A 23,139-nucleotide genomic window follows, 5' to 3' on the forward strand; every position below is an offset into this window, starting at 1 on the left:
CATGATGTCCGTGGTGACAGCCTCGGTCATCCGGCAGCGGATGCCCTCGTGCTCAACTCACTGCGGACGGTCACGCATGTCATCCTCCGATGCGCTGCTACAAGCCCTGCTGACACTCAATCGGGTCCAGGCCCAGGAACTGCTGGCGGCGGCTCGCGCCGAGCATTCGGCACTCGAAGTCATCGAGCTGCTGATCCGCCCGGCCCTGGAACAGCTCGGTCAGCTCTGGGAGGGCGGCGACTGCGCGCTCTCGCAGATCTATATGAGCGGACGCATCTGCGAGGAGCTGCTCGAAGAACTCTTCGGCGAAATCTCGGAGACCGATCCATCGGAATCCGAAGCCGCCGAGCCGCGACTGGCCATCGCGGTGCTGGAGGACTATCACCTGCTCGGCAAGCAGATCGTGCGGACCGTGCTGCGCGCCGCCGGCTACCGGGTGCGCGACTATGGCCGCCAGGACGTGGAGACGCTGGTCGAGCTGGTGCGTTCCGACGGCATCGAGGTCTTGCTCGTCTCGACCCTGATGCTGCCGGCGGCCCTGCGGGTGCGCGCCCTGGTCGAGCGGCTGCGCGCGGTCGCGCCCGATGTGCGGATCGTGGTGGGCGGTGCGCCCTATCGCTTCGACGACCAGCTCTGGCGCGAGGTCGGCGCCGATGCGGTAGGACTGAGCGCGGGCGAGATCCTGGCCATCCTCGAACGTCTGGAGGTGAAGCCATGACGCACCAGAGTCCGACCAGCCTGCCCATGGATCCGCCCGTCGCCCCCATGACCTCCATGGAGCGCGTCCTGACCGCGCTCGGTCAGCGCGAACCTGACCGGGTGCCGCTCTTCCTGTTCCCGGTCATGCAGGGTGCGCGCGAACTCGGTCTCTCGATCGAGGAGTATTTCGCCCGGCCCGAGCATGTCGCCGAGGGGCAATGGCGGCTGCGCGCCAAGTTCGGTCACGACTGTCTCTACAACTTCCACTATGCCGCCATCGAGATCGAGGCCTGGGGCGGCACGACGCTGTTTCGCGCCGATGGCCCACCCAACGCCGGCGCCCCGATCGTGCGCGATCCCGAGGACATCCAGCGGCTGAGCGTACCGCGCATCGAGGATTCACCCAGCCTTCAGCGCGTGCTCGAGGCCACGCGCCTGATGGCCGGGCAGGCGCGCGGCGAGGCGCCGATCGTGGCCGTGGTGATGTCGCCCTTCTCGCTGCCGGTGATGCAGCTCGGCTTCGAGCGCTATCTGATCCTGATGCACGAGCGGCGCGATCTGTTCGAACACCTGATGCAGCTCAACGAGCGCTTCTGCGTCGACTGGGCCAATGCCCAGGTCGAGGCCGGCGCCCATGCGATCTGCTACTTCGATCCGGTCTCGTCGGCGACCATCACCTCGCGCGAACTCTTTCTGGCCACCGGGCGCGAGGTCGCCCGTCGCACCATCGCCCAGTTCAAGGCCCCGGCAGCCATGCACTTCGCCTCGGGGCGCATCCTGCCGCGCGTGGCGGATCTGTTCGACACGGGCACGGCCGTGATCGGCGTGAGTTCGCACGAGGATCTGGGCGAACTGAAACGCGCCGCCCAGGGGCGACTGTCGCTGCTGGGCAATCTCAACGGCATCGCCATGCGTCACTGGACGCCGGAGCAGGCCGATGTCGCCGTCAGGACGGCGATCCGCAAGGCGGGCCGTGGCGGCGGCTTCATCCTCGCCGACAACCACGGCGAGATCCCCTGGCAGGTTCCGGACACGGTCTTGATGGCCATCGCCCAGGCTGTCGCGCGCTGGGGCCGCTACCCGCTCGCCGACGACCAAGACGACTGACACACCGGGCGCCCGAGCGCATACCCCATCTTGGCCAATCCGCACGACTCATCACTCACTCAAATGACCGGCGGGCGCGGACTCGCGGTCCATCTCTTCGTCTGCGCGAACCTCTTCACCGAGACCCGCGCGGCGCTGGCTGGAGCACTGGACGCCACCCATCTGCGCTTGCATCCCTTCAGCGCCCACTGTGGTTCGCCGCCAGTGAGCGCTGTCGAACTGGACCGGCGCATCGCCAGGGTACCGAGCCACGAACCCGTGATCTGGATCGGCGGCTGTTGCCTCGCGCCCCTGATGCGCGAGCGCGAGCGCCACCAGCCGACCAAGGCCAAGTCGCTGGACGCGCTCGGATTCCAGCGTCTCGACCAGTGCTTCCATCTGCTGACCGAGCCGGCCCATGTCGATGCCTGGCTGACCGAGGGCGCCTATCTCTGCACGCCGAGCTGGCTCGCTCAATGGCGGCGGCAGATCGAGCGATTGGGCTTGCAGGACCGCGAGCTGGCGCGCGCGGTCTTCGGTGAGAGCACGCGCTATCTGCTGCTGCTCGACACTGAGCACGACCCCGGCGCGCCTGGTCATCTGGCGGATCTGGCCGCCTATCTCGGGCTGCCGGCCCGACACGAGCGCATCGGTCTGAGCTATCTGCGGCTCAGCCTGCTCCAGATCGGTGAACGGGCGCTCCATCGGGCCGAATGCCGCCTGAACGACGCGCGACTCGCGACGGCCCGGCAGCAGCTGGCCGAGACCGCCATGGCGATGGATCTGGTCGGGCGCCTCTCGGTCGCCGAGGGCGAACGCGGCGTCATCGGTCAGATCCTGGAGATCTTCACCGCACTCTTCGCACCGACCCTGTGTTTCTATCTGCCCTGCACCGAGAGACAGGCGACTCATCCCGAGACCCTCGGTGATCCGGCCACGCCCGAGTCGCTCGCCGAGGCGCGCGACTTCGCTCGCGAGCACGGCACGAGCCGGGTGACGGCCTCGGGCAAGGGCTTCCTGCTGCGTCTCCAGCACGAGAACGAGACTCTGGGCGTCTTCCTGATTGATGGTCTGGCCCTGAGCCAGCACCTGCGCAAATATCAGAACCTCGCGCTCCAGATGGCGGGACTCTGCGCCATGGCGGTGCAGCGCGCCCAGTCGATCCAACTGCTCAGTCAGAGCGAGGCGCGCTATCGTTCATTGTTCGAATCCATGAGCGAGGGGTTCGCCCTGCACGAGATCATCCTCGACGATCAGGGGCATCCCATCGACTATCGCTTCCTCGACGTCAACCGGGCGTTCGAGACCCTGACTGGCCTGCAACGCGCCGACCTGATCGGGCGGCGCGTGCGCGAGGTCATCCCCGGCATCGAGGGCCATTGGATCAAGCGCTATGGCGAGGTGGCGCTCCATGGTCAGGCCGTCCGTTTCGAGCAGTTCGACAGTGCGTTCGGACGTTACTTCCAGATCCACGCCTACAGCCCGCGCGTAGGCGCCTTCGCCGTGATCTTCTCGGACGTGACCGAGCGCCGCCGGGCCGAGCGCGAACTCTTCGAATACCGCGAACATCTGGAGACACTGGTCGAGAGCCGTACCGCCGAGCTGGCGCTGGCCAAGCAGGAGGCCGAGCGCGCCAGTCAGGCCAAGAGCCTGTTCCTGGCCAACATGAGCCACGAGATCCGCACTCCGATGAACGCCATCCTCGGACTGACGCATCTGCTCGGACGCGAGATCAGTGTTCCCGCGCAACGCGATCGTCTGCTCAAGATCGACGGTGCGGCCAAGCATCTGCTCTCGGTCATCAACGACATCCTCGACATCTCCAAGATCGAGGCCGGCAAGCTGGAGTTGCAGACGAGCGACTTCTCACCGCGCGTGCTGATCGATCAGGTCAGCGCCCTGATCGCCGAGCAGATCCAGAGCAAGGGGCTGGACTACAGGGTCGACACGGGATCGCTGCCGGCCGTGCTGCATGGCGATGCGACCCGGCTGCGTCAGGCGCTGCTCAACTATCTGGGCAATGCGCTCAAGTTCACCGAACGCGGGCGCATTCGGCTCCAGGCACGCCTCCTGGAAGACAGCGACGAGGACGTGCTGATCTCGTTCGAGGTGGTCGATACCGGCATCGGGATTCCGGAGGAGATGCAGGGACGGCTGTTCACGCTCTTCGAGCAGGGCGACGGCTCGCCGATCCGCCGGTATGGCGGCACCGGGCTGGGTCTGGCCATCACGCGGCGCATCGCTGAACTCATGGGGGGGAGCGCCGGAGTGGAGAGTGCGCCTGGTCAGGGCAGCCGCTTCTGGTTCACGGCGCGGCTGCTCAAGCGGGCCGATCGGGAGCTGGCGCCGCTGGAAGGCCAGCCGAGCGTCATCGATGCGCAGGAGACCCTGGCGCGAGAATTCCGTGGCTGCCGTCTGCTGGCCGCCGAGGACAACCCGATCAATCAGGAAGTGCTGCTGGAGTTGCTCGGTCAGGCGAATCTGGTGGCGGATCTGGCCGATAACGGGCGGCGGGCGGTCGAGCTGGCCGGTCAGCGGCGCTATCGGCTGGTGCTGATGGATGTGCAGATGCCCGAGATGGATGGGTTGGAGGCGACGCGTCGCATCCGGCGGCTGCCGGGCTGGGGCGAGGCGCCGATCCTGGCCATGACGGCCAATGTGCTCGGGCAGGAGCGTCAGGCGTGTCTGGAGGCGGGGATGAACGACCACATCGCCAAGCCGGTCGAGCCGGTGGTCTTCTATGAGTGTCTGCTGCGCTGGCTGTCGTCGCCGGGATCGCGGGCGGTTGAGGAGGGAGCGGGGTTGGGGGCTGGAGCGGCTGGGCTGGCTGGGTCTCAAACGGGACCAGACGAGAGGCGGTCGGCGCCGTCGGAGGAGCGGGACTGGCTGCTTGAGATTCCTGGGCTGGACGCGGAGTTTGGGCTGCGCTGCGTCGGCGGCAAGCGCCAACTCTATGTGCGTCTGCTGCACAAGCTCGTCGAGGGGCATCGCGATGACATGGTCAGGCTCAGGGAGCATCTGGCGGCGGGCGAGCGTGACGAGGCGCAGCGGCTGGTGCATACGCTCAAGGGGGCGTCCGGGACGCTGGGGGCGGTCGAGTTGCAGCGAGCGGCGGCTGAGTTGGAGGGGATGATTCGGTCGGGCGCTGTTGCAAGTGGGGAAGAGCCTGAGATGGCGGAGCTGGCCGGTCGGATCGGGCAGGCGTTGAGCGGGCTGGAGGATGGTTTGGCTGGTTCGGGCTGAAAGGACGATGGATCTGCGCTGACTCCGGAGGCACAAAAAAGCAGGCTCCGAGCCTGCTTTTCTAGTTGGGTCGCCTTTTGGCGACCCCTGTCGTCCATGTCATAGCGATTCAGGCTTGCTTCTTGTTGCGGCGATAGCCGATGCCGACCATGCCGAGCAGGGCCGAGCCAAAGAGGTAGGCAGCGGCTGGGAGAGGTACCGCTGGCACATCGGCCTGTACACCGGACACACCCCAGTGTTTAGTTTGATCAAATCCCGATGTTCCTGCTGAAATATTAATTGATTTAATAAGAGGATCCCCATCTGCGATTTGTAACAAGTATGCTTGATTTCCATTATTAGGCGCTTTATAACTAAGAGTTTCAAATGTTCCATCTGCAAAAACAGTTTTAACACTGAAATTTCTATTAGATCTCGAGCCAACCCCCTGCAGGCTAAATTGCACGGCACTAAAGTAATGACCCGTGATGCCGAACGTAATATCTTTAATATTGCCTCCGGATTTAGAATCGATCTCGGCAAAACCATTCTTCCCATCAAGACCATGACTCTCACTAGTCACCCAATAAACCTTAGGAGAACCATTTTGAGAGCCAATAGAGCCTATTAGATTTATATTTGCATCAACCTTTGCTGCGTCAATAAAAACTTTACCCGAAGCATCTGGATTCCCACTGGTGGTGGTTAGCGTTGCACTATAAGAAGCCCCGCTTGTCATTACAGCTAGAAGCGTACCGGCAAGGACTAAGCTACGGCGAGTTACAAAATGAGCCAAATTTTTCGTCTTCATTGCGGGTCTCCTGACAATGTCGTCAGTTATTTAGGGGAGATCAAGGTACAGAGTTTAAAGCATATTTCGCACCAAAATCCAACAGATCATCTGAGCGCCGCCCAGCTTCAGGTTTTGTGACACCCAGCCGCTGCTATGCTTCACCGCTACCCCAACGCCGATGCGACTGCCCTGATACAGAAGTGTAGACATAACACAGGTTGTATGTCACTTTTACGTGACATTTTAGAACACGCCCTTTTCTTATTGTGTGACGCGCCTCTCAATACAAGCAGCGATGTGTTGCCTTGCGCTTTTGCGCCAAGCATTTGATTTTTATAGATTTTTAGCTCAAAGCTCATGCTTCCCCTGTCCATCTGCATTACCTTGAGATCTATCTCGATCGCAACCCTTTGTTTTCCATAAAGATAAACCCCCTGCCAACGATCAAACAACATCTTCTCACGTATTGTGCCTGAAATATAAACAATTGTGTAAACCGCAACGATGGCCAAAATTATGCGTGAAGGATGACGAATGAACAGGATTGAGTCTTTTGAATCCAGCAAAAGAGCTAGGAGGATACCATGAAGACGTCAATCACAAACTCGCTGCGCCTCTTTAGCGGCGTAGCACTGTTACTTGGAGCTGCAGTTGTTCAGGCAGCAACATTTATGGCTGTTGGCCAAGAGGGTTATGGCAAAGCAGAAGGAACTGTGGATTATTTGGGTGGAGTGCTGACAGTCACGGTTAAAAATACCATGGGCGGCAACATCACTTCCGGCTTCATTACAGGTATCGCTATTGATGCGCCCGAGGACGTAAGCGGCGCCAGCTTGGTTTCCCCTGGTGCTCCATGGGAGTATGTGCCAGAAGGAGGGTTTGGCGATGCAGAGCTGAACACTGCGCCTTATACCGGCTACGATTTCGGCGCGGCTTTAAACGCTGACTGGCTAGGTGGCGGCAACCCAAATAGCGGAATTGCTATTGGGCATTCTCAAACCTTTACATTTAATTTGAGCGGCATGGACACATACGTTTCGGAAGACTTTACTAATCTAGTCATCCGATTCAAAGCCATTCAAATAAATGGCCAAGGTGATTTTAGCGACAAAGCGCCATCCGTTCCTCTCCCAGCCGCCGCCTACCTCTTTGGTTCGGCCCTGATCGGACTCGCCGGCATCGGCTATCGCCGCCGGAGCTAAGCCCACCTGAGCGGCTCCAGTCGCGAGCCGTCTCAAACCCTCAGACCAACGCAAACAGGGCCGCCCAACAGCGACCCTGTCACGTTTCAGCCCACGCCCGGCTCCATCCGGGACGTCTGGCAACACTCAACCCAGATCGAACCGATCGGCGTTCATCACCTTGACCCAGGCCGCCACGAAGTCGCGCACGAACTTCTCCTTATTGTCGTCCTGAGCATAGACCTCGGCATAGGCACGCAGGATCGAGTTGGAGCCGAACACCAGATCCACCCGCGTCGCCGTCCACCGAACCGCCCCGCTCTTGCGATCACGGATCTCATAGAGGTTTCCGGCGGTCGGCGCCCAGCGATAGGCCATGTCGGTCAGATTGACGAAGAAGTCATTCGTCAACGCCCCCTCACGGTCGGTGAAGACACCATGCTTGCTGCCGCCATGATTGGCGCCCAAAACACGCATTCCACCCACCAGCACCGTCATCTCAGGCGCCGTCAACCCCATCAACTGCGTGCGGTCGAGCAACAGCTCCTCGGCACTGACGACATAGTCACGCTTGAGCCAGTTGCGATAGCCATCGTGCAGCGGCTCCAGCACCTCGAACGACTCCACATCCGTCATCTCGTCCGTGGCATCGCCGCGCCCTGGCGCAAAAGGCACCTCAACGTCGAACCCAGCCGCCTTGGCCGCCTGCTCGATCCCGACGCTCCCCGCCAGCACGATCACATCGGCCACACTGGCCCCGGTCTCAGCCGCGATGGGTTCGAGCACGCTCAGCACCCGCGCCAACCGCGCCGGCTCATTACCCTCCCAGTCCTTCTGCGGCGCCAGCCGGAGACGCGCCCCATTGGCCCCACCCCGCTTGTCCGACCCCCGGAAGGTTCGCGCGCTGTCCCAGGCCGTCGCCACCATGTCGGCGACACTCAGCCCACTGGCCGCGATCCGCGCCTTGACCGCCGCCACATCATAATCCGCCCGGCCAGCCGGCACCGGATCCTGCCAGATCAGATCCTCCTGCGGCGCATCCGGACCGATATAGCGCGTCTTCGGCCCCAGATCGCGATGCGTCAGCTTGAACCAGGCCCGCGCGAAGGTCTCAGCAAAATACTCGGGATCCTGATAGAACCGCTCCGAGATCTTGCGATACGCCGGATCCATCTTCATCGCCATATCGGCGTCGGTCATGATCGGATTGAGACGGATCGACGGATCCTCGACATCGACCGGCTTGTCCTCCTCCTTGATGTCGATCGGCTCCCACTGCCAGGCCCCGGCCGGACTCTTCTTCAGCTCCCACTCATAGTTGAGCAGCAGATGGAAATAGCCGTTGTCCCAGCGCGTCGGATGCGTGGTCCAGGCACCCTCGATGCCGCTGGTAACAGCGTCGCGACCGATGCCGCGCGTGGTCTTGTTGAGCCAGCCCAGCCCCTGATCCTCGACATCGGCGCCCTCCGGGTCCGGTCCCAGCAACTTGGCGTCACCATTGCCGTGACACTTGCCGACCGTGTGGCCGCCGGCGGTCAGGGCGACGGTCTCCTCGTCGTTCATCGCCATGCGCGCAAAGGTCACACGCACGTCACGGGCGGTCTTGAGCGGATCGGGCTGGCCGTCGACGCCCTCGGGGTTGACGTAGATCAGGCCCATCATCACCGCCGCCAGCGGATTGTCGAGATCGCGCTCGCCGGAATAGCGGCTGTTGGGGTTGTCGCTCGGGGCGAGCCACTCCTTCTCCGACCCCCAATAGGTGTCTTTCTCCGGATGCCAGATGTCCTCGCGTCCGAAGGCGAACCCAAAGGTCTTGAGCCCCATCGACTCATAGGCCACGGTGCCGGCCAGCACGATGAGATCGGCCCAACTGAGCGCGTTGCCGTATTTGCGCTTGATCGGCCACAGCAACCGGCGCGCCTTGTCCAGGTTGACGTTGTCGGGCCAGGAGTTGATCGGGGCGAAGCGTTGATTGCCGGTGCTCGCGCCGCCGCGCCCATCGGCGATGCGATAGGTGCCGGCGGCGTGCCAGGCCATGCGGATCATGAGACCGCCGTAATGCCCCCAGTCGGCCGGCCACCAGTCCTGGCTGTCCGTCATCAGGGCGTGCAGGTCTTGCTTGACGGCGTCGAAGTCGAGCGTCTTGACCGCCTCGCGATAGTCGAAGTCCGGGTCAAGCGGATTGGTCTTGGTGTCGTGCTGATGCAGGATGTCGAGATTGAGCGCCTTCGGCCACCAGTCCATGTTCGAGGATCCGGCCGCCGTGTTACCGCCGTGCATCACCGGGCATTGGCCCGCCGTCGTCGTTGTGTTCTTGTCCATCGCTCTCTCCATTCGTGCCTTCGTTGACGTGAAGTACGTTGGTCTCGACGCATCGTCGAGCCTGGGATGAGGATAAGGATAGACAGGGCCGGAGGCCAATCGTTTAGTCGGATCTCGTGAATTGATGGCATCTATCGAGGTAGACCAATCGATTGCCTCCGCCATTCGAGAGACTCGACAGCCCGCCTGCACGCGCGGGCCGTCGGCACAGCGGGCCTCGACTCAGCGCATCTGTTCCTGGAGCAGACCCAGGATACGCTGACTGTTCGGACTGGGGTCAGGCGTGCCGTCAGCGGCGAGCACGGTCACGCGCGATTCGGTCTCGTTGCCGCTGACCTTGATTTGATACTGCTTGACGCTGTCGACCTCGTCCTTGCGCCAGAAGGCCATGCGCGACATGAAGCCGGGCTTCTTGCCGTCGGGTGGCGGACCGCCATCCGGACCGCTGCGACCGGCATAGCGGACATAGTAGACGCCCTGAGTCTGGTCGCGATCCTCGACGGCGAAACCGGCGCGGTCGAGCGCGGTTCCGGTCAGCCGCCACGCAGAACGGAACTCCTGCGGAATCAGGATGACGGGCACGCCGCCCGCGACGGCCAGGCGCGTGTTGGCGCCGACGGGCTGACCGGCGGTGGCGGCGACCTCGGTCCCCGACCCCGCCGCCCTGGACTGAGAGGCGCCCAGATAGACCATGAGACGCCGCAGCATCTCAGCTTCCTTCTCGCTGTCGGAGCCGCTCGGCTCCCAGATGGTGCGGCTGTTGTCGCCGATGCCGTCCGTGACCAGACGCTCGGCCATGCCGCGATGGGACAGGCGGATGTCGGTGGTGCCCGACCTGACGCCGTCCTCGATGCGCAGACTGTACTGATCGCGCGTCGAGGTCGAATAGATACCCTCGGCGACCTTGCTCACCATGCGCGTGACGAAGTCCTTGCGGATCTCGGCGCGGTTGTCGAGCCAGTCGGTGCGCATCACGCCGAGCGTCGGATTCTGCTCGGTCAGCAGGATGCCCTGCTCGCGCCAGAAGGCGATGAGTCGCGGCCAGACGGCCTGAGGCGTCGCCTGGACCTCGAGCCAGCGCTCATTGCCGCGCCGCTTGAGTTCGACGTTTTGGACCTCGGGCAGGACGTCGCCACGACTGGCGACCCGCTGGCGTTGCTCGCGGCTGCCGGCATATTCAGAGAAGGTCGTCGGCTGTTCGACGCCGCCCGGAATGTCGAGCGCGTCGTCGAAGCTGCCGGAGGTCAGATCCGGCGGGATCTCGAGATTCTCGGACGCCTCGCGCTGTTTTTTGTAGACGAGACGCTGATCGGGCAGGTTGTCCTGGATCTTGCTCATACTGCAACCCGCCAGCGTCAGCAGCGGCATGAAGAGAACGAGCGCCAAGACGCGCTTGAAACCTGGTCTCACAGTCAAGAACCTCTCAACCTGGAAATCGTTTGGTCGGGTTACAGGCGTCACAGCAGTCCGGCCTGGACCATGGCCTGACGCACGCGCGGCTCGCACTCCTCGGTCAGCCAGGTCAGCGGCAGGCGGATACCGGGATGGCAGAGTCCCATCTCGGCGACGGCCCACTTGACCGGAATCGGATTGGACTGGACGAAGAGGTCGCGATGGAGGGCCGCGAGCTGGGCATCGATCGACTCGGCGCGTTCGCGATCGCCGGCGAGCGCGGCCTCGCACATGGCCTGCATCAGGCGCGGCGCGACATTGGCCGTCACCGAGATGACGCCGTCGCCGCCGTGCAGCATGAACTCGCGCGCGGTGGCGTCGTCGCCGCTGTAGAGCGCGAAGTCCGGGCCGCAGTCGGCGCGCAGACGCTCGACGCGCGCCAGATCGCCGGTGGCCTCTTTGACTCCGATGATATTGTCGATCTCGGCGAGCCGGGCGACGGTCTCGGGGAGCATGTCGCAGGCGGTGCGGCCGGGGACGTTGTAGAGGATCTGCGGGATGTCGACCGCTTCGGCGACAGCCTTGTGGTGCAGATAGAGTCCCTGCTGGGTGGGCTTGTTGTAGTAGGGCGTCACCAGTAACGCGGCATCGGCCCCGGCCTCGCGGGCGCAGCGCGTGAGCGTGATCGCCTCGCGGGTCGAATTGGCGCCTGTGCCGGCGATGACCGGAAGGCGCCCGGCGGCCAGTTCGACCGTGCGCCGGATGACGGCGCAATGTTCATCCTCGTCGAGCGTGGCCGACTCGCCCGTGGTGCCGACCGAGACGATGGCCGAGGTGCCCTGCGCGACATGGAAATCGACGAGTCGTTGCAGGCTCGCGTCATCGATCTCCCCATCGGCGTGCATGGGCGTGACGAGTGCCACGATGCTGCCGCGAAACATGCTCCAACTCCACTCAAGCAATGCCTAAAAATAAGGCGACATAGTAGCTTGCGCGGCTTGTCGGATACAACCGCCGCCACCGAACGCTAGAACGCGGCCTGGCAGACCGAGAGCAGCGCGGCGGGGAAGAGTCCCAGCGCCAGCAGTGCCAGCCCGTTGAGCGACATGGCGAAGCGCACTCCGCTGCTCGTGACCAGCGCCGGCGTATCCTCGGCGGGCTTGTCGAAGTAGATGAACTTGATCACCCGCAGATAGTAGAAGGCGCCGATGATGGAGAAGAACACGGCGACCAGCGCCAGCCACACCATATCGATCCGGACCACGGCTTCCAGCACCAGCAGCTTGGCCATGAAGCCGACCGTCGGCGGCACGCCGGCCATGGAGAACATGATCAGCGCCATCATGGCCGCGTACCAGGAATCGCGGTCGTTCAGCCCCTTGAGATCCTCCAGCCGCTCGGCGTCGAAGCCCTGACGGCTCAGGATCAGCAGGATACCGAAGGCGCCCGCCGACATCACGGCATAGACGATGGTGTAGAACATGGCGGCGGCATAGCCCTGCGCGGAGCCGGCCAGCAGCCCGAGGAAGATGAAGCCGACATGCGAGATGGTCGAATAGGCCAGCATCCGCTTGATGTTGGACTGGGCGATGGCGACCAGATTGCCCAGCCCCATAGAGAGTACGGCCAGGATGATCAGCATCCCCTGCCAGTCCGGGTGCAAGGTGTGCAGACCATCGACCAGCATCCGCACCGCCAGTGCAAAGGCGGCGATCTTGGGCGCGCTGCTCAGGATCAGCACGGCCGGGGTCGGCCCGCCCTCATAGACGTCAGGCACCCACATGTGGAAGGGCACGGCGCCGAACTTGAAGCCGATGCCGATCACCAGGAAGGCGATGCCGAATACCAGCACTTTGTTCGACATGCCCTGCTCGGCGACCGCCGCCGCGACCGGAGCGAACTCGATCGAGCCGGTCGCGCCATAGATCATCGAGACGCCATAGAGCAGCAGACCCGAGCCGAGTGCGCCGAGCACGAAGTATTTCATCGCGGCCTCGGCGCCCTTGCTGGAATCGCGGTCGAAGGCGACCAGGGCATAGAGGGCGAGCGCCTGGAGTTCGAGGCCCAGATAGAGGGTCAGGAAGCCATTGGCCGAGACCATGATCAGCATTCCGAGCACGGCCAGCAGTCCGAGCACATAGAACTCGCCGACCAGCATCCCGCGATCCTGGAGCCAGGGGCGCGCGTAGACGAAGGTCAGGATACTGACGATGAGGATCGCGCCCCGCAGCAGATCGGTCATGGCGTCGCGGATCAGGTTGCCGTCGAAGAACACCTGAGCCTCGCCGCCGCCGACGAGGCCGGTCAGCGCGATGGCGATCACCAGACCGAGCAGGGTCAGGCTGTGGTTGAGGCCCTTGTCCTGGTCCTTGAGGTAGAGATCCAGTATCAGCACCACGCTCGCGGTCACGAGGATGGCGATCTCGGGCAGGATGGGGAGCAGATTAGCGGCGTCGAATGTCATGGGCATTCCAAATCCGTTGTTCGGTTATTCAGGATGGATCAGCGCGCAACGCTGGCGACGGTCTCGGGCCGGGCTAGAACACACTCCCCGCGCTCCGCCTCAGGCAGCTTGCAGACGCCAACCTGTTCGACCAGATTCTCGATCGTCACATGCATGACATTGACCAGCGGCGCGGGCCACAGTCCGAACAGCAGCACCACCGCCGCCAGCGCCCCCAGATTGATCCGCTCACGCAAATCCAAATCGGCCAAAGCCGCGACCTTCTCGTTCTTGACCTCACCGAAGACGACCCGCTTGACCATCCACAGCGTAAAAGCCGCCGCCAGAATCAGCGTCGTCGCCGCCAACAGCGCCCACCAGAAACTCGCCTTGAAGGTCGCCAGAATCACCATGAACTCGCCGACAAACCCCGAGGTCCCCGGCAATCCGGCATTCGCCATCGCGAAATAGACCATGAACGCCCCAAACCAGGGCATCGTATTGATCACACCACCATAATCGGCGATTTCACGCGAATGAACCCGATCATAGAGCACGCCGACACACAGGAAGAGCGCCCCCGAGATGAACCCGTGCGAGATCATCTGCACCATGCCGCCCTCGATGCCCATCACCGCCCCACCCGTCACGCTCGGATTGAGCGCAATCGTAAAGACGATGAAAAAGCCCAGCGTCACAAACCCCATGTGCGCAATCGACGAATAAGCAATCAGCTTCTTCATATCCTGCTGCACCAACGCCACGAAACCGATATAAACGATCGCGATCAACGACAGCGCAATGATGACCCAAGCCAGATCCGCACTCGCATCCGGCGTGATCGGCAGCGAGAACCGCAGGAAACCATACCCTCCGATCTTGAGCATGATCGCCGCCAGGATCACCGAACCGCCGGTCGGCGCCTCGACATGCGCATCCGGCAACCAGGTATGCACCGGAAACATCGGCACCTTGACCGCAAACGCCAGGAAGAAGGCGATGAAGATCAGCGTCTGCGCCGTCATGCCCAGTTCCAGCGCATGGAAATCCAGAATGCTGAAACTGCCCGACTGGAAGTACATATAGATCAGCGCGACCAGCATGAACACCGACCCAAGGAAGGTGTAAATGAAGAACTTGATGGTCGCATAGACCCGGTTCGGCCCGCCCCAGACCCCGATGATGATGAACATCGGAATCAGCATCGCCTCCCAGAACACATAGAACAGCACCGCGTCGAGCGCCGAGAACACGCCGACCATGATGCCTTCCATGATCAGGAAGGCGGCCATGTACTGGCTCGGCTTGTAGCGGATGACCTCCCAGCCGGCGATGATGACGAAGATCGAGATAAAGGTCGTCAGCACGATCAGCGGCATCGACAGCCCATCGACGCCGAGGAAGTATTCGACGTTGAAGGTCGGAATCCAGGGCGCGCGTTCGACGAACTGCATCTCGGCGGTGGTCGGGTCGAAGCCGATCCACAGTCCCAGACTGACCACGAAGGTCAGCACCGCGAAGGCCAGCGCCGTCCATTTCGACAGCGTCTTCTCCTGATCGCCGCTCGCCAGCACCACCAGACCGCCGATGATCGGCAGCCAGATGGTCAGCGTGAGTAAGGGTAAAGCGTTCATGACTACAGTCTTCTCCCTTAATCGGCGTCAGAGCGTCACGAAGACCGTCAACAGGCCAACCAGCCCGACGATCATCGCAATGGCGTAGTGATAGAGATATCCGGTCTGGAGATGCCGGAAGCGCAGCGCCAGCCGCCCGACGGTACGCGCCGAGCCGTTGACCATGGCGCCGTCGATGACGGTACGGTCGCCCGTGATCCAGAGCTTGCGCCCCAGATCGCGACTGCCGCCTGCAAAGAAACGCTGGTTGAAGTCGTCGAAGCCGTACTTGTCCTGGAGCACGCGCGTCACCGGCCCGCCGAACACCTGGAGCAGCTCGTCGATACGCGGATTCCAGGCATGCAGCACCCACCAGATGAGCGCCGCCAGCGCCAGACCCGCCATCGCCAGATAGAAGGGCAAAGCGTGCGTCCCATGCTCGACGAAGGCCGCCTGACCGTGCCAGTGCTCGCGCAACGGCTGGAGCGTGTCATGCGACGCGGCGACGACGATCGGACTCCAGTCGCCGGTCGTCCACCAGTCACCGATCAGCATCGGCTCAATGGCAAACCAGCCGATGAACACCGACGGAATCGCCAGCAGCACCAGCGGCGCCGTCACCACCCAGGGCGACTCGTGCAGATGATGCTTGGTGTGCTCATCCATCCGCTCACGGCCGTGGAAGACCAAGAAGTACATTCGGAAGCTGTAGAGCGCCGTGACGAAGACGCCCGCCGTCAGCAGCAGCGAGGCATAGCCCGAACCGAAGAGCTCGGAATGCCCGACCGCCTCGATGATGGCGTCCTTGGAGAAGAAGCCCGAGAAGCCGGGGAAGCCGATCAGCGCCAGCGAGCCGATCAGGGCGGTCAGCCAGGTGATCGGCATGTACTTGCGCAGACCGCCCATGTGGCTGATGTCCTGCTTGTGGTGCATGGCGATGATGACCGAACCGGCGGCCAGGAACAGCAACGCCTTGAAGAAGGCATGGGTCATCAGATGGAAGATGCCCGCCGCATAGGCCGAGGCGCCGAGCGCCGTCACCATGTAGCCGAGCTGAGACAGGGTCGAATAGGCGACCACGCGCTTGATGTCGTTCTGCACCAGACCGATCAGGCCCATGAAGAACGCCGTGCTCGCGCCGACGATGAGGATGAAGCTCAGCGCCGTCTCGGAGAGTTCGTAAAGCGGCGACATGCGCGCCACCATGAACACGCCCGCCGTGACCATGGTCGCGGCATGGATCAGCGCCGAGATCGGAGTCGGGCCTTCCATCGAGTCCGGCAGCCAGACGTGCAGCGGCACCTGCGCCGATTTGCCCATGGCGCCGATGAACAGCAGGATGCCGATCAGCGTCATCAGCGACACGCCGCCGAGGATCGCGACCTGCGTATCGGCCAGTTCGGGCGCCTTGGCGAAGACCTCGGCATAGTCCATCGAGCCGAAATACATGCCGATCGCGGCGATGCCGAGAATGAAGCCGAAGTCGCCGACGCGGTTGACCAGGAACGCCTTGAGGTTGGCGAACACCGCACTCTCGCGCGTCGACCAGAAGCCGATCAGCAGGTACGACACCAGACCCACCGCCTCCCAGCCGAAGAACAACTGCATGAAGTTGTTCGACATCACCAGCATCAGCATCGAGAAGGTGAACAGCGAGATATAGCTGAAGAAGCGCTGATAGCTGTTCTTGCCCGACAGCGCCCCGTGCGGCCAGTTGTGTTCGTCGTCGGCCATGTAGCCGATGGTGTAGAGATGCACCATGAGCGAGACGAAGGTGACGGTGGCCATCATCACCGCCGTCAGCTTGTCGACCAGGAAGCCGACCTCGAAATGCATCCCGTCCGAGACCAGCCAGGTGTAGACCGGGCCGTTGAAGACCGTCGCCTCACCCCAGATGAAGCGCGCCAGCACCCACAGCGACAGCGCCGCCGAGACGGCCACGCCCGCGATGGTGGCGCGATGCGCGCCCTTGCGTCCGATGCGTCCGCCGAAGAACCCGGCGACGATAGCGCCGAGCAGCGGCGCGAGCACAATGGTCAGATAGACGTTTTCCATCGTTTAACCCTTGAGCGCGTCGAGATCCTCGACGTTGATGGTGCGGCGGTTGCGGAACAGCACCACCAGGATGGCCAGCCCGATGGCCGCTTCGGCGGCGGCGACGGTGAGGATGAAGAAGACGAAGACCTGCCCCGTCATGTCGCCCAGGAAGTGCGAGAAGGCGACGAAGTTCATGTTCACCGCGAGCAGCATCAGCTCGACGCACATCAACAGCAGGATCAGGTTCTTGCGGTTGAGGAAGATCCCGGCCACGGCGATGGCGAACAGCAGCCCGCCGAGGATCAGATAGTCCGACAGCGCGATCATTGGCTCTCTCCATTCTCGGCGGCAGCGACCGGAGCGACGTCCTCGGCAGCCATCTTGACCAGCCGCACCCGGTCCGGTCCCTTGCGCACCCGCACCTGCCTGGCCGGATCGACATATTTGTTGTCGGGACGCCGGCGCAGCGTGAGCCGGATGGCGGCGACGATGGCCAGCAGCAGGATCACGGCGGCGATCTCGACCGGATAGATGTAGACCGAATAGAGCAGCAGGCCCAGTTCACGGGTATTGCTGACCTCGGCCCCCAGCGGCTCGGGCTTGGGGAAGGCGTCCAGTCCGAAATTGCCCGGCCCGACGATGAGCAGGATCTCGATCGCCATCACGGCCGCGATCAGCCCCGCCAGCGGCAGGTTCTGCACGAACCCGGCACGGATGGTCGCCAGATCGATGTCGAGCATCATGACGACGAACAGGAACAGCACCATCACCGCGCCGACATAGACCAGGATCAGCACGATGCCGAGGAATTCGGCTTCCAGCAGCACCCAGAGCGCCGCACTGCTGACGAAGGCCAGCACCAGGAACAGCACCGAGTGCACCGGATTCTTGCGCGTGATGACCATCACCGCCGCCCAGACCGTGATGAGCGCGAAGACATAGAAGAGGAATTTTTCAGCCATGAGGTGTCATCCCGCTCAGCGATAGGGCGCGTCGGCCGCGCGTGCAGCGGCGATCTCGGCTTCGTACTTGTCGCCGATCTCGAGCAGCTTGTCCTTGGTCAGGATGTGCTCGCCGCGCGTCTCGAAGTGGTATTCATAGATGCCGGTCTCCACGATCGAATCGACCGGACAGGACTCCTCGCAGAAGCCGCAGTAGATGCACTTGAACAGATCGATCTCGTAGCGCGTGGTGCGGCGCGAGCCGTCTTCGCGCGGTTCGCATTCGATGGTGATGGCCAGCGCCGGACAGACCGCCTCGCACAGCTTGCAGGCGATGCAGCGTTCCTCGCCGTTTGGGTAGCGGCGCAGGGCATGGAGTCCGCGGAAGCGCGGCGAGATCGGTGCCTTTTCTTCCGGATACTGGACAGTGAACTTGCGCTTGAAGAAGTACCGGCCCGTCACCGACAGCCCCTTGAAGAGCTCGGACAGGGTCAGGCTATGCAAATAGTCGCGCGCGGCTTTCAACATCTCGGGCCTCCAGATCATGCCGACCACCAGGGCGGCAGCCGATAGACCACCGCGAGCGCCACGACCAGGATCCAGACGATCGTGATCGGAATGAAGACCTTCCAGCCCAGGCGCATGATCTGGTCGTAGCGGTAGCGCGGGAAGGTCGCCCGCAGCCACAGGAACAGGAACATGAAGACGAAGGTCTTGGCGAGCAGCCAGTGGAAGCCGTCGCCCAGGAGCCAGTTGCCCGCCGTCCAGTCCGCCGGCAGCGGCGAGAGCCAGCCGCCCAGGAACATGAGCGCGGTCAGGGCCGAGATCAGCACCATGTTGGCGTATTCGGCGAGGAAGAAGACCGCGAACGCCATGCCCGAATACTCGACATGGAAACCGGCAACGATCTCGGACTCGCCCTCGGCGACGTCGAAGGGGGCGCGGTTGGTCTCGGCCACGCCCGAGATCAGATAGACCCCGAACAGCGGCAGCAACGGCAGCCAGAACCAGGTGAAGAGGCTCCCCTTTTGAGCCGCAACGATGTCACCCAGATTGAGACTTCCGGCGGCGACCAGCACCCCGACCAGCGCGAAGCCCATCGCGATTTCATAGGCGACCATCTGCGCTGCTGAGCGCATGGCGCCGAGCAGGGCATATTTCGAGTTCGAGGCCCAGCCGGCGATGATGATGCCGTAGACCCCGAGCGAGCTGAGCGCCAGGATGTAGAGCAGTCCGGCGTTGATGTCGGCCAGCACCAGCCCCTCGTCGAAGGGGAAGACCGCCCAGACCGCGAGCGCCGGGGCGATGGCGATCATGGGCGCGAGCAGGAAGAGCGTCTTGTCCGCCTTGGTGGGAATGACGATCTCCTTCATCAGCAGCTTGACCGCGTCGGCGATCGGCTGGAGGAGTCCCCGCCAGCCGACCCGGTTGGGTCCGATGCGCACCTGCATGTAGCCGATGACCTTGCGCTCGGCATAGGTGTAGTAGGCCACCAGTCCGAGCAGCGGCAGGACGATGGCGGCGATCTTGAGCAGGATCTGGATCAAGACCGGCAGGCTGTTCCACACTTCGATCATGACTGCCTCATCCTCTCTCGCCGTGGGCCGAGCGGCCGCTGAGACGTTCGAGTCCAACCGGACCCATCATGGCTCCCAGCCCTTCGCTGCCGGGGACGGCGGCGGGGATGAGCGCCGCGCCGACCGCGACTCGGGCATCCAGGAACAGATGGGTCTCGGCCTGGGCTTCGCCCTGAATGAGGCGCACACAGTCGCCATCGGCCAGACCCAGTTCGGCGGCCTGATCCGGATGCAGCCGGACGGCGAACTCGGCGCCGGGCATCCGGGCGAGTGCCGGGGCGCGACGCACCAGCGGGTCGAGCGAGTAACAGGGCACGGCGCCGACGCGCGTCAAGCCGGACTCGGCGGTGAGCGTCGGACCGACGACGGCCTGGGTTGCGCGCGGCGTATTGTCGGGCGCGGCCTCGGCGCAGAGCGCGGCCAGTTCCTCGCGCACCTCGGCGGTGTCGCGGTACTCGAAGCCTGACAGATCCAGCAGGTTGCCCAGCACACGCAGCACCTTCCAGCCCGGACGCGCCTCGCCCGGCGGGGCCACCGCGCCCTGGAACGACTGCCAGGTGCCGCTCGCGTTGACGAAGGTGCCGGATGTCTCGGCGAAGGCGCCGATCGGCAGCAGCACGTCAGCCGACGCGCGCAGTGACGGCGAATCGAAGGCCGAGCTGGCGACGACGAACTTGGCCTGTTCGCAAGCGGACATGGCGCGAGTCGAATCGATCAGGTCGCGATCCGGCTCCAAGCCCCAGAGCACCAGGGTACTGAGCGGCTTGTCGAGCATGGCGGCGACGGCCAGTCCGGGCGTCTCGGCTGGATGTGCGCCGGGCAGGATCGCCGGATGGGCGCCGGCCAGATGCGCGCCGACGCTGTTGGCGGCGGCCGGCAGATAGCCGAGATGAATACCAGCCGCCTCAGCGATCACGCCCGCCAGTGCTTTGAACAGACTGTAATCGGGATGGGCTTCGGCCAGCGCACCGAGCAGCACCACGCCCTGCCCGTCCGCCTGTTTCAGCGCTTGGGCGAAGGCTTCATGCTCGGCGGTCGGCTCGCTTGCGCCGATCAGGTCAGCCATCACGCCCGAACCGCGCGCTTCGAGCGCCTTGGCGATGGCGGCGAGATCTGAAACCATCCGCGCCGGAGCGCTGAGGATCTGGGTCGAGCGATGATTGAGCTCCAGCTCCAGCGGATTGACGCACAGCACCTCAGCCCCGTCCAGCGCGGCCTGACGGATACGGTGCGCGAGTAGCGGCTGTTCCTGGCGGATGTGCGAGCCGATCAGCAGGATCGCCTTCTGTCGCGGCAGTTCGGCGACCGGCCGCCCCAGCCAGGGGAACAGCGGATCGGCGGCATCGGCGCGGAAATCCTGTTGACGCAGACGATGGTCGATGTTGTCGCAACCCAGACCGCGCGCGATCCGTGCCGCCAGATAGAGTTCTTCCAGCGTCGCATTGGGCGCCATCAGCCAGCCCATATCGGCGCTGTCCGCCGCCTTGAGCCGCTCGGCGACATAAGTCAGGGCTTCGGTCCACTCGACCTGATGCCACTCACCGTCGCGCTTGACCATCGGCGCCTTCAGACGATCCGCGCCATTGAGACCGGCATAGCTGAAGCGGTCGCGATCCGAGATCCAAGTCTCGTTGACGGCCTCGTTGTCGTTGGGATGCACGCGCATCACCTGACCGCGCCGCACATGCAGCCGCAGGTTGGAGCCGAGTCCGTCGTGCGGCGCGATGCTGTCGCGTCCGGTCAGCTCCCAGGGCCGCGCGGTGAAGCGATAGGGCTTGGAGGTCAGCGCCCCGACCGGACAGAGGTCGATGACGTTGCCCGCCAGCTCGTGCGTGACCGCGTGGGCGATATAGGTGCCGATGCGCATGTCCTCGCCGCGTCCGGTCGCGCCCAGCTCACGCACACCGGCGATCTCGGCACAGAAACGCACGCAGCGGGTGCAATGGATGCAGCGTGTCATGTCGGTGGCGATCAGCGGCCCGAGATCCTCGTCCAGCACCACGCGCTTGCGCTCGCTGAAGCGCGAGACATCACCGCCATAGCCCATGGCCACGTCCTGCAACTCGCACTCGCCGCCCTGATCGCAGATCGGGCAGTCGAGCGGATGGTTGATGAGCAGGAACTCCATGGTGGCGCGCTGGGCCTCGATCGCCTTGGGCGAGCGGGTCCAGACCTTCAGGCCCTCCCCGACCGGGGTCGCGCAGGCCGGCACCGGCTTGGGGAAGGGACGCCCCCCCTGCTCGGCCTCGACCAGGCACATCCGGCAGTTCGCCGCGATGGACAGCTTTTTGTGATAGCAGAACCGGGGGATCGAAATGCCCTCGCGATCGGCGACCGCGATGATCATCTCGCCCGGCGCCGCCTCGCAGACGCGGCCATCGATCTCGATGTTGATCTTGTCCGTCATGTAGGTCTCTCGATCGGCTTTCTTCGGACAGACGCGCAGAACGCACGCCCGGTGTCAGCCGTGGCGAACTATCGGATTACAAACCAAGTCGGCGGACGCCAGACCAGCAGGCGTCCACATTGGATCGACTGTCGAGCCGGTTTCAGGCCGCGAGACGGCGCCCGTGCTCGATCATGTACGCAAATTCGTGCCGGTAGTGCTTGAGGAAACTCTGCACCGGCATCGCCGCTGCATCACCCAGCGCGCAGATGGTCTTGCCGCCGATGCGTCCGGCGACGCTATCGAGCAACTCCAAGTCCTCGGGACGGCCCTGGCCGTCGAGGATGCGCTTGATGACCCGCGCCAGCCAGCCGGTGCCCTCGCGGCAGGGCGTGCACTGACCGCAGGACTCATGCATGTAAAAGTGCGACAGGTTGTAGAGCACCTTGACCATGCAGGTTCCCTCGGCGATCACGATGACCGCGCCCGAGCCGAGCATCGACCCGGCCTTAGCGATGGAGTCATAATCCATATCAACATCCATCATGATCTCGCCCGGCACCACGGGCACCGAGGAACCACCCGGAATCACGGCTTTGAGCTTGCGCCCGTCCTTGACGCCTCCCGCCATCTCCAGCAACGCCCGGAACGGCGTCCCCAGCGGCACCTCGAAATTGTTCGGATCATTGACGTGCCCCGACACCGAGAACAGCTTCGGCCCGCCATTGTTCGGCCGCCCCTGCTCCAGGAACCACTGCCCGCCTTTCTCCAGGATCACCGGAATCGACGCCAGCGACTCGGTATTGTTGATCGTCGTCGGCCGCCCATAGAGACCGGCCTGAGCCGGAAACGGCGGCTTGTAACGCGGCTGGCCCTTCTTGCCCTCGATGGATTCGAGCAGCGCCGTCTCCTCGCCGCAGATATAGGCGCCCGCGCCCAGGTGCGCATAGAGATCGAAGTTCACCCCCGACCCCTGAATATCGCGCCCGAGCAGCCCGGCGGCATAGGCTTCGCGCACGGCTTCCTCGAACCGCGCGATCGGCTCGTAGAACTCACCGCGAATATAGTTGTAACCCACGGTCGCGCCGATGCAGTACCCGGCGATCGCCATGCCTTCGATCAACTGATGCGGGTTGTAGCGCAGAATGTCGCGATCCTTGCAGGTGCCCGGCTCACCCTCGTCGGAGTTGCAGACGATATATTTCTGCCCCGGCGCCGTGCGCGGCATGAAGCCCCACTTCAACCCGGTCGGAAAGCCCGCACCGCCGCGCCCGCGCAGGGCCGAGCGCTTGACCTCCTCGATCAGATCGGCCGGATCGGGACGCTCACGCAGAATGCGCTCCCACTGCGCATAGCCGCCGAGATCGCGATACGCTGCCAGCGTGTGCCGAATAGCGAGATCGAGATGCTGATTGCGGAAGCAAACGGTGTTCTGACGTTCGACCAT

17 protein-coding genes are annotated in these 23,139 nt (G+C 63.6%); 4 read left to right on the plus strand and 13 right to left on the minus strand.

The features are described from left to right. The first annotated feature begins 76 nt into the window (after positions 1-76). The 3 genes from HW932_RS05315 to HW932_RS05325 are packed head-to-tail and all read left to right on the plus strand — an operon-like array spanning position 77 to position 5,028. Entirely contained in the window at positions 77-718 is a 642-nt protein-coding gene (locus tag HW932_RS05315) for a cobalamin B12-binding domain-containing protein (protein WP_246296671.1), read from the plus strand. Next, positions 715-1,806 (plus strand): uroporphyrinogen decarboxylase family protein, encoded by a 1,092-nt coding sequence (locus tag HW932_RS05320; RefSeq protein ID WP_222932232.1) that lies wholly within the window; start codon positions 715-717, stop codon positions 1,804-1,806. The genes HW932_RS05315 and HW932_RS05320 overlap by 4 nt, the downstream gene beginning before the upstream one ends. A 30-nt stretch (positions 1,807-1,836) precedes the next feature. Beyond that, entirely contained in the window at positions 1,837-5,028 is a 3,192-nt protein-coding gene (locus HW932_RS05325; RefSeq protein ID WP_176975459.1) for an ATP-binding protein, read from the plus strand. Positions 5,029-5,137: 109 nt separating this feature from the next. Here the strand turns inward: HW932_RS05325 and HW932_RS05330 are convergent, their stop codons facing one another. Continuing rightward, positions 5,138-5,818: a hypothetical protein gene (locus HW932_RS05330; RefSeq protein WP_176975460.1), complete on the minus strand. Its 681-nt coding sequence runs from the start codon at positions 5,816-5,818 to the stop codon at positions 5,138-5,140. Positions 5,819-6,384: 566 nt separating this feature from the next. Between HW932_RS05330 and HW932_RS05335 the strand changes: the two genes are divergently transcribed. Beyond that, entirely contained in the window at positions 6,385-7,002 is a 618-nt protein-coding gene (locus HW932_RS05335; RefSeq protein ID WP_176975461.1) for a VPLPA-CTERM sorting domain-containing protein, read from the plus strand. Positions 7,003-7,128: 126 nt separating this feature from the next. On the opposite strand, the gene katG is transcribed toward HW932_RS05335, so the two are convergent. The 12 genes from katG to nuoF all read right to left on the minus strand — a co-directional run bounded on the left by katG (position 7,129) and on the right by nuoF (position 23,139). Further along, positions 7,129-9,303 (minus strand): catalase/peroxidase HPI, encoded by a 2,175-nt coding sequence (katG, locus tag HW932_RS05340; RefSeq protein ID WP_176975462.1) that lies wholly within the window; start codon positions 9,301-9,303, stop codon positions 7,129-7,131. Positions 9,304-9,525: 222 nt separating this feature from the next. Continuing rightward, complete coding sequence (gene bamC, locus HW932_RS05345) at positions 9,526-10,713, minus strand: outer membrane protein assembly factor BamC (RefSeq protein ID WP_176975713.1); 1,188 nt, start codon at positions 10,711-10,713, stop codon at positions 9,526-9,528. A 47-nt stretch (positions 10,714-10,760) separates the two neighbouring features. Further along, positions 10,761-11,636 carry a 4-hydroxy-tetrahydrodipicolinate synthase gene (dapA, locus tag HW932_RS05350; RefSeq protein ID WP_176975463.1) on the minus strand — a complete coding sequence of 292 codons (876 nt, stop codon included), beginning with the start codon at positions 11,634-11,636 and terminating at the stop codon, positions 10,761-10,763. An 86-nt stretch (positions 11,637-11,722) separates the two neighbouring features. Next, a complete protein-coding gene (gene nuoN / locus HW932_RS05355; protein ID WP_176975464.1) occupies positions 11,723-13,159 on the minus strand; it encodes an NADH-quinone oxidoreductase subunit NuoN in 1,437 nt (478 codons plus the stop codon). A gap of 38 nt (positions 13,160-13,197) precedes the next feature. Further along, positions 13,198-14,772, minus strand: a complete 1,575-nt coding sequence (locus HW932_RS05360) for an NADH-quinone oxidoreductase subunit M (protein ID WP_176975465.1) — start codon at positions 14,770-14,772, stop codon at positions 13,198-13,200. Between the two features lie 27 nt (positions 14,773-14,799). Further along, the gene (gene nuoL / locus HW932_RS05365) at positions 14,800-16,806 is read right to left on the minus strand and encodes an NADH-quinone oxidoreductase subunit L (protein WP_176975466.1); all 2,007 of its coding nucleotides are present in this window, start codon (positions 16,804-16,806) and stop codon (positions 14,800-14,802) included. Between the two features lie 3 nt (positions 16,807-16,809). Continuing rightward, positions 16,810-17,115 carry an NADH-quinone oxidoreductase subunit NuoK gene (nuoK, locus tag HW932_RS05370; RefSeq protein ID WP_012971602.1) on the minus strand — a complete coding sequence of 102 codons (306 nt, stop codon included), beginning with the start codon at positions 17,113-17,115 and terminating at the stop codon, positions 16,810-16,812. Beyond that, on the minus strand, positions 17,112-17,750 hold the full coding sequence (locus HW932_RS05375) for an NADH-quinone oxidoreductase subunit J (protein ID WP_176975467.1): 639 nt from the start codon (positions 17,748-17,750) through the stop codon (positions 17,112-17,114). The genes nuoK and HW932_RS05375 overlap by 4 nt, the downstream gene beginning before the upstream one ends. Before the next feature lie 15 nt (positions 17,751-17,765). Further along, positions 17,766-18,257, minus strand: coding sequence for an NADH-quinone oxidoreductase subunit NuoI (gene nuoI, locus HW932_RS05380; RefSeq protein WP_012971604.1), 492 nt, complete (start codon positions 18,255-18,257; stop codon positions 17,766-17,768). Between the two features lie 14 nt (positions 18,258-18,271). Beyond that, positions 18,272-19,306, minus strand: a complete 1,035-nt coding sequence (nuoH, locus tag HW932_RS05385; protein WP_176975468.1) for an NADH-quinone oxidoreductase subunit NuoH — start codon at positions 19,304-19,306, stop codon at positions 18,272-18,274. Between the two features lie 7 nt (positions 19,307-19,313). Then, on the minus strand, positions 19,314-21,713 hold the full coding sequence (gene nuoG / locus HW932_RS05390; protein ID WP_176975469.1) for an NADH-quinone oxidoreductase subunit NuoG: 2,400 nt from the start codon (positions 21,711-21,713) through the stop codon (positions 19,314-19,316). A 142-nt stretch (positions 21,714-21,855) separates the two neighbouring features. Further along, positions 21,856-23,139 (minus strand): NADH-quinone oxidoreductase subunit NuoF, encoded by a 1,284-nt coding sequence (gene nuoF, locus HW932_RS05395; RefSeq protein ID WP_176975470.1) that lies wholly within the window; start codon positions 23,137-23,139, stop codon positions 21,856-21,858.

Source organism: Allochromatium humboldtianum (assembly GCF_013385175.1).
GTDB lineage: Bacteria > Pseudomonadota > Gammaproteobacteria > Chromatiales > Chromatiaceae > Thermochromatium > Thermochromatium humboldtianum.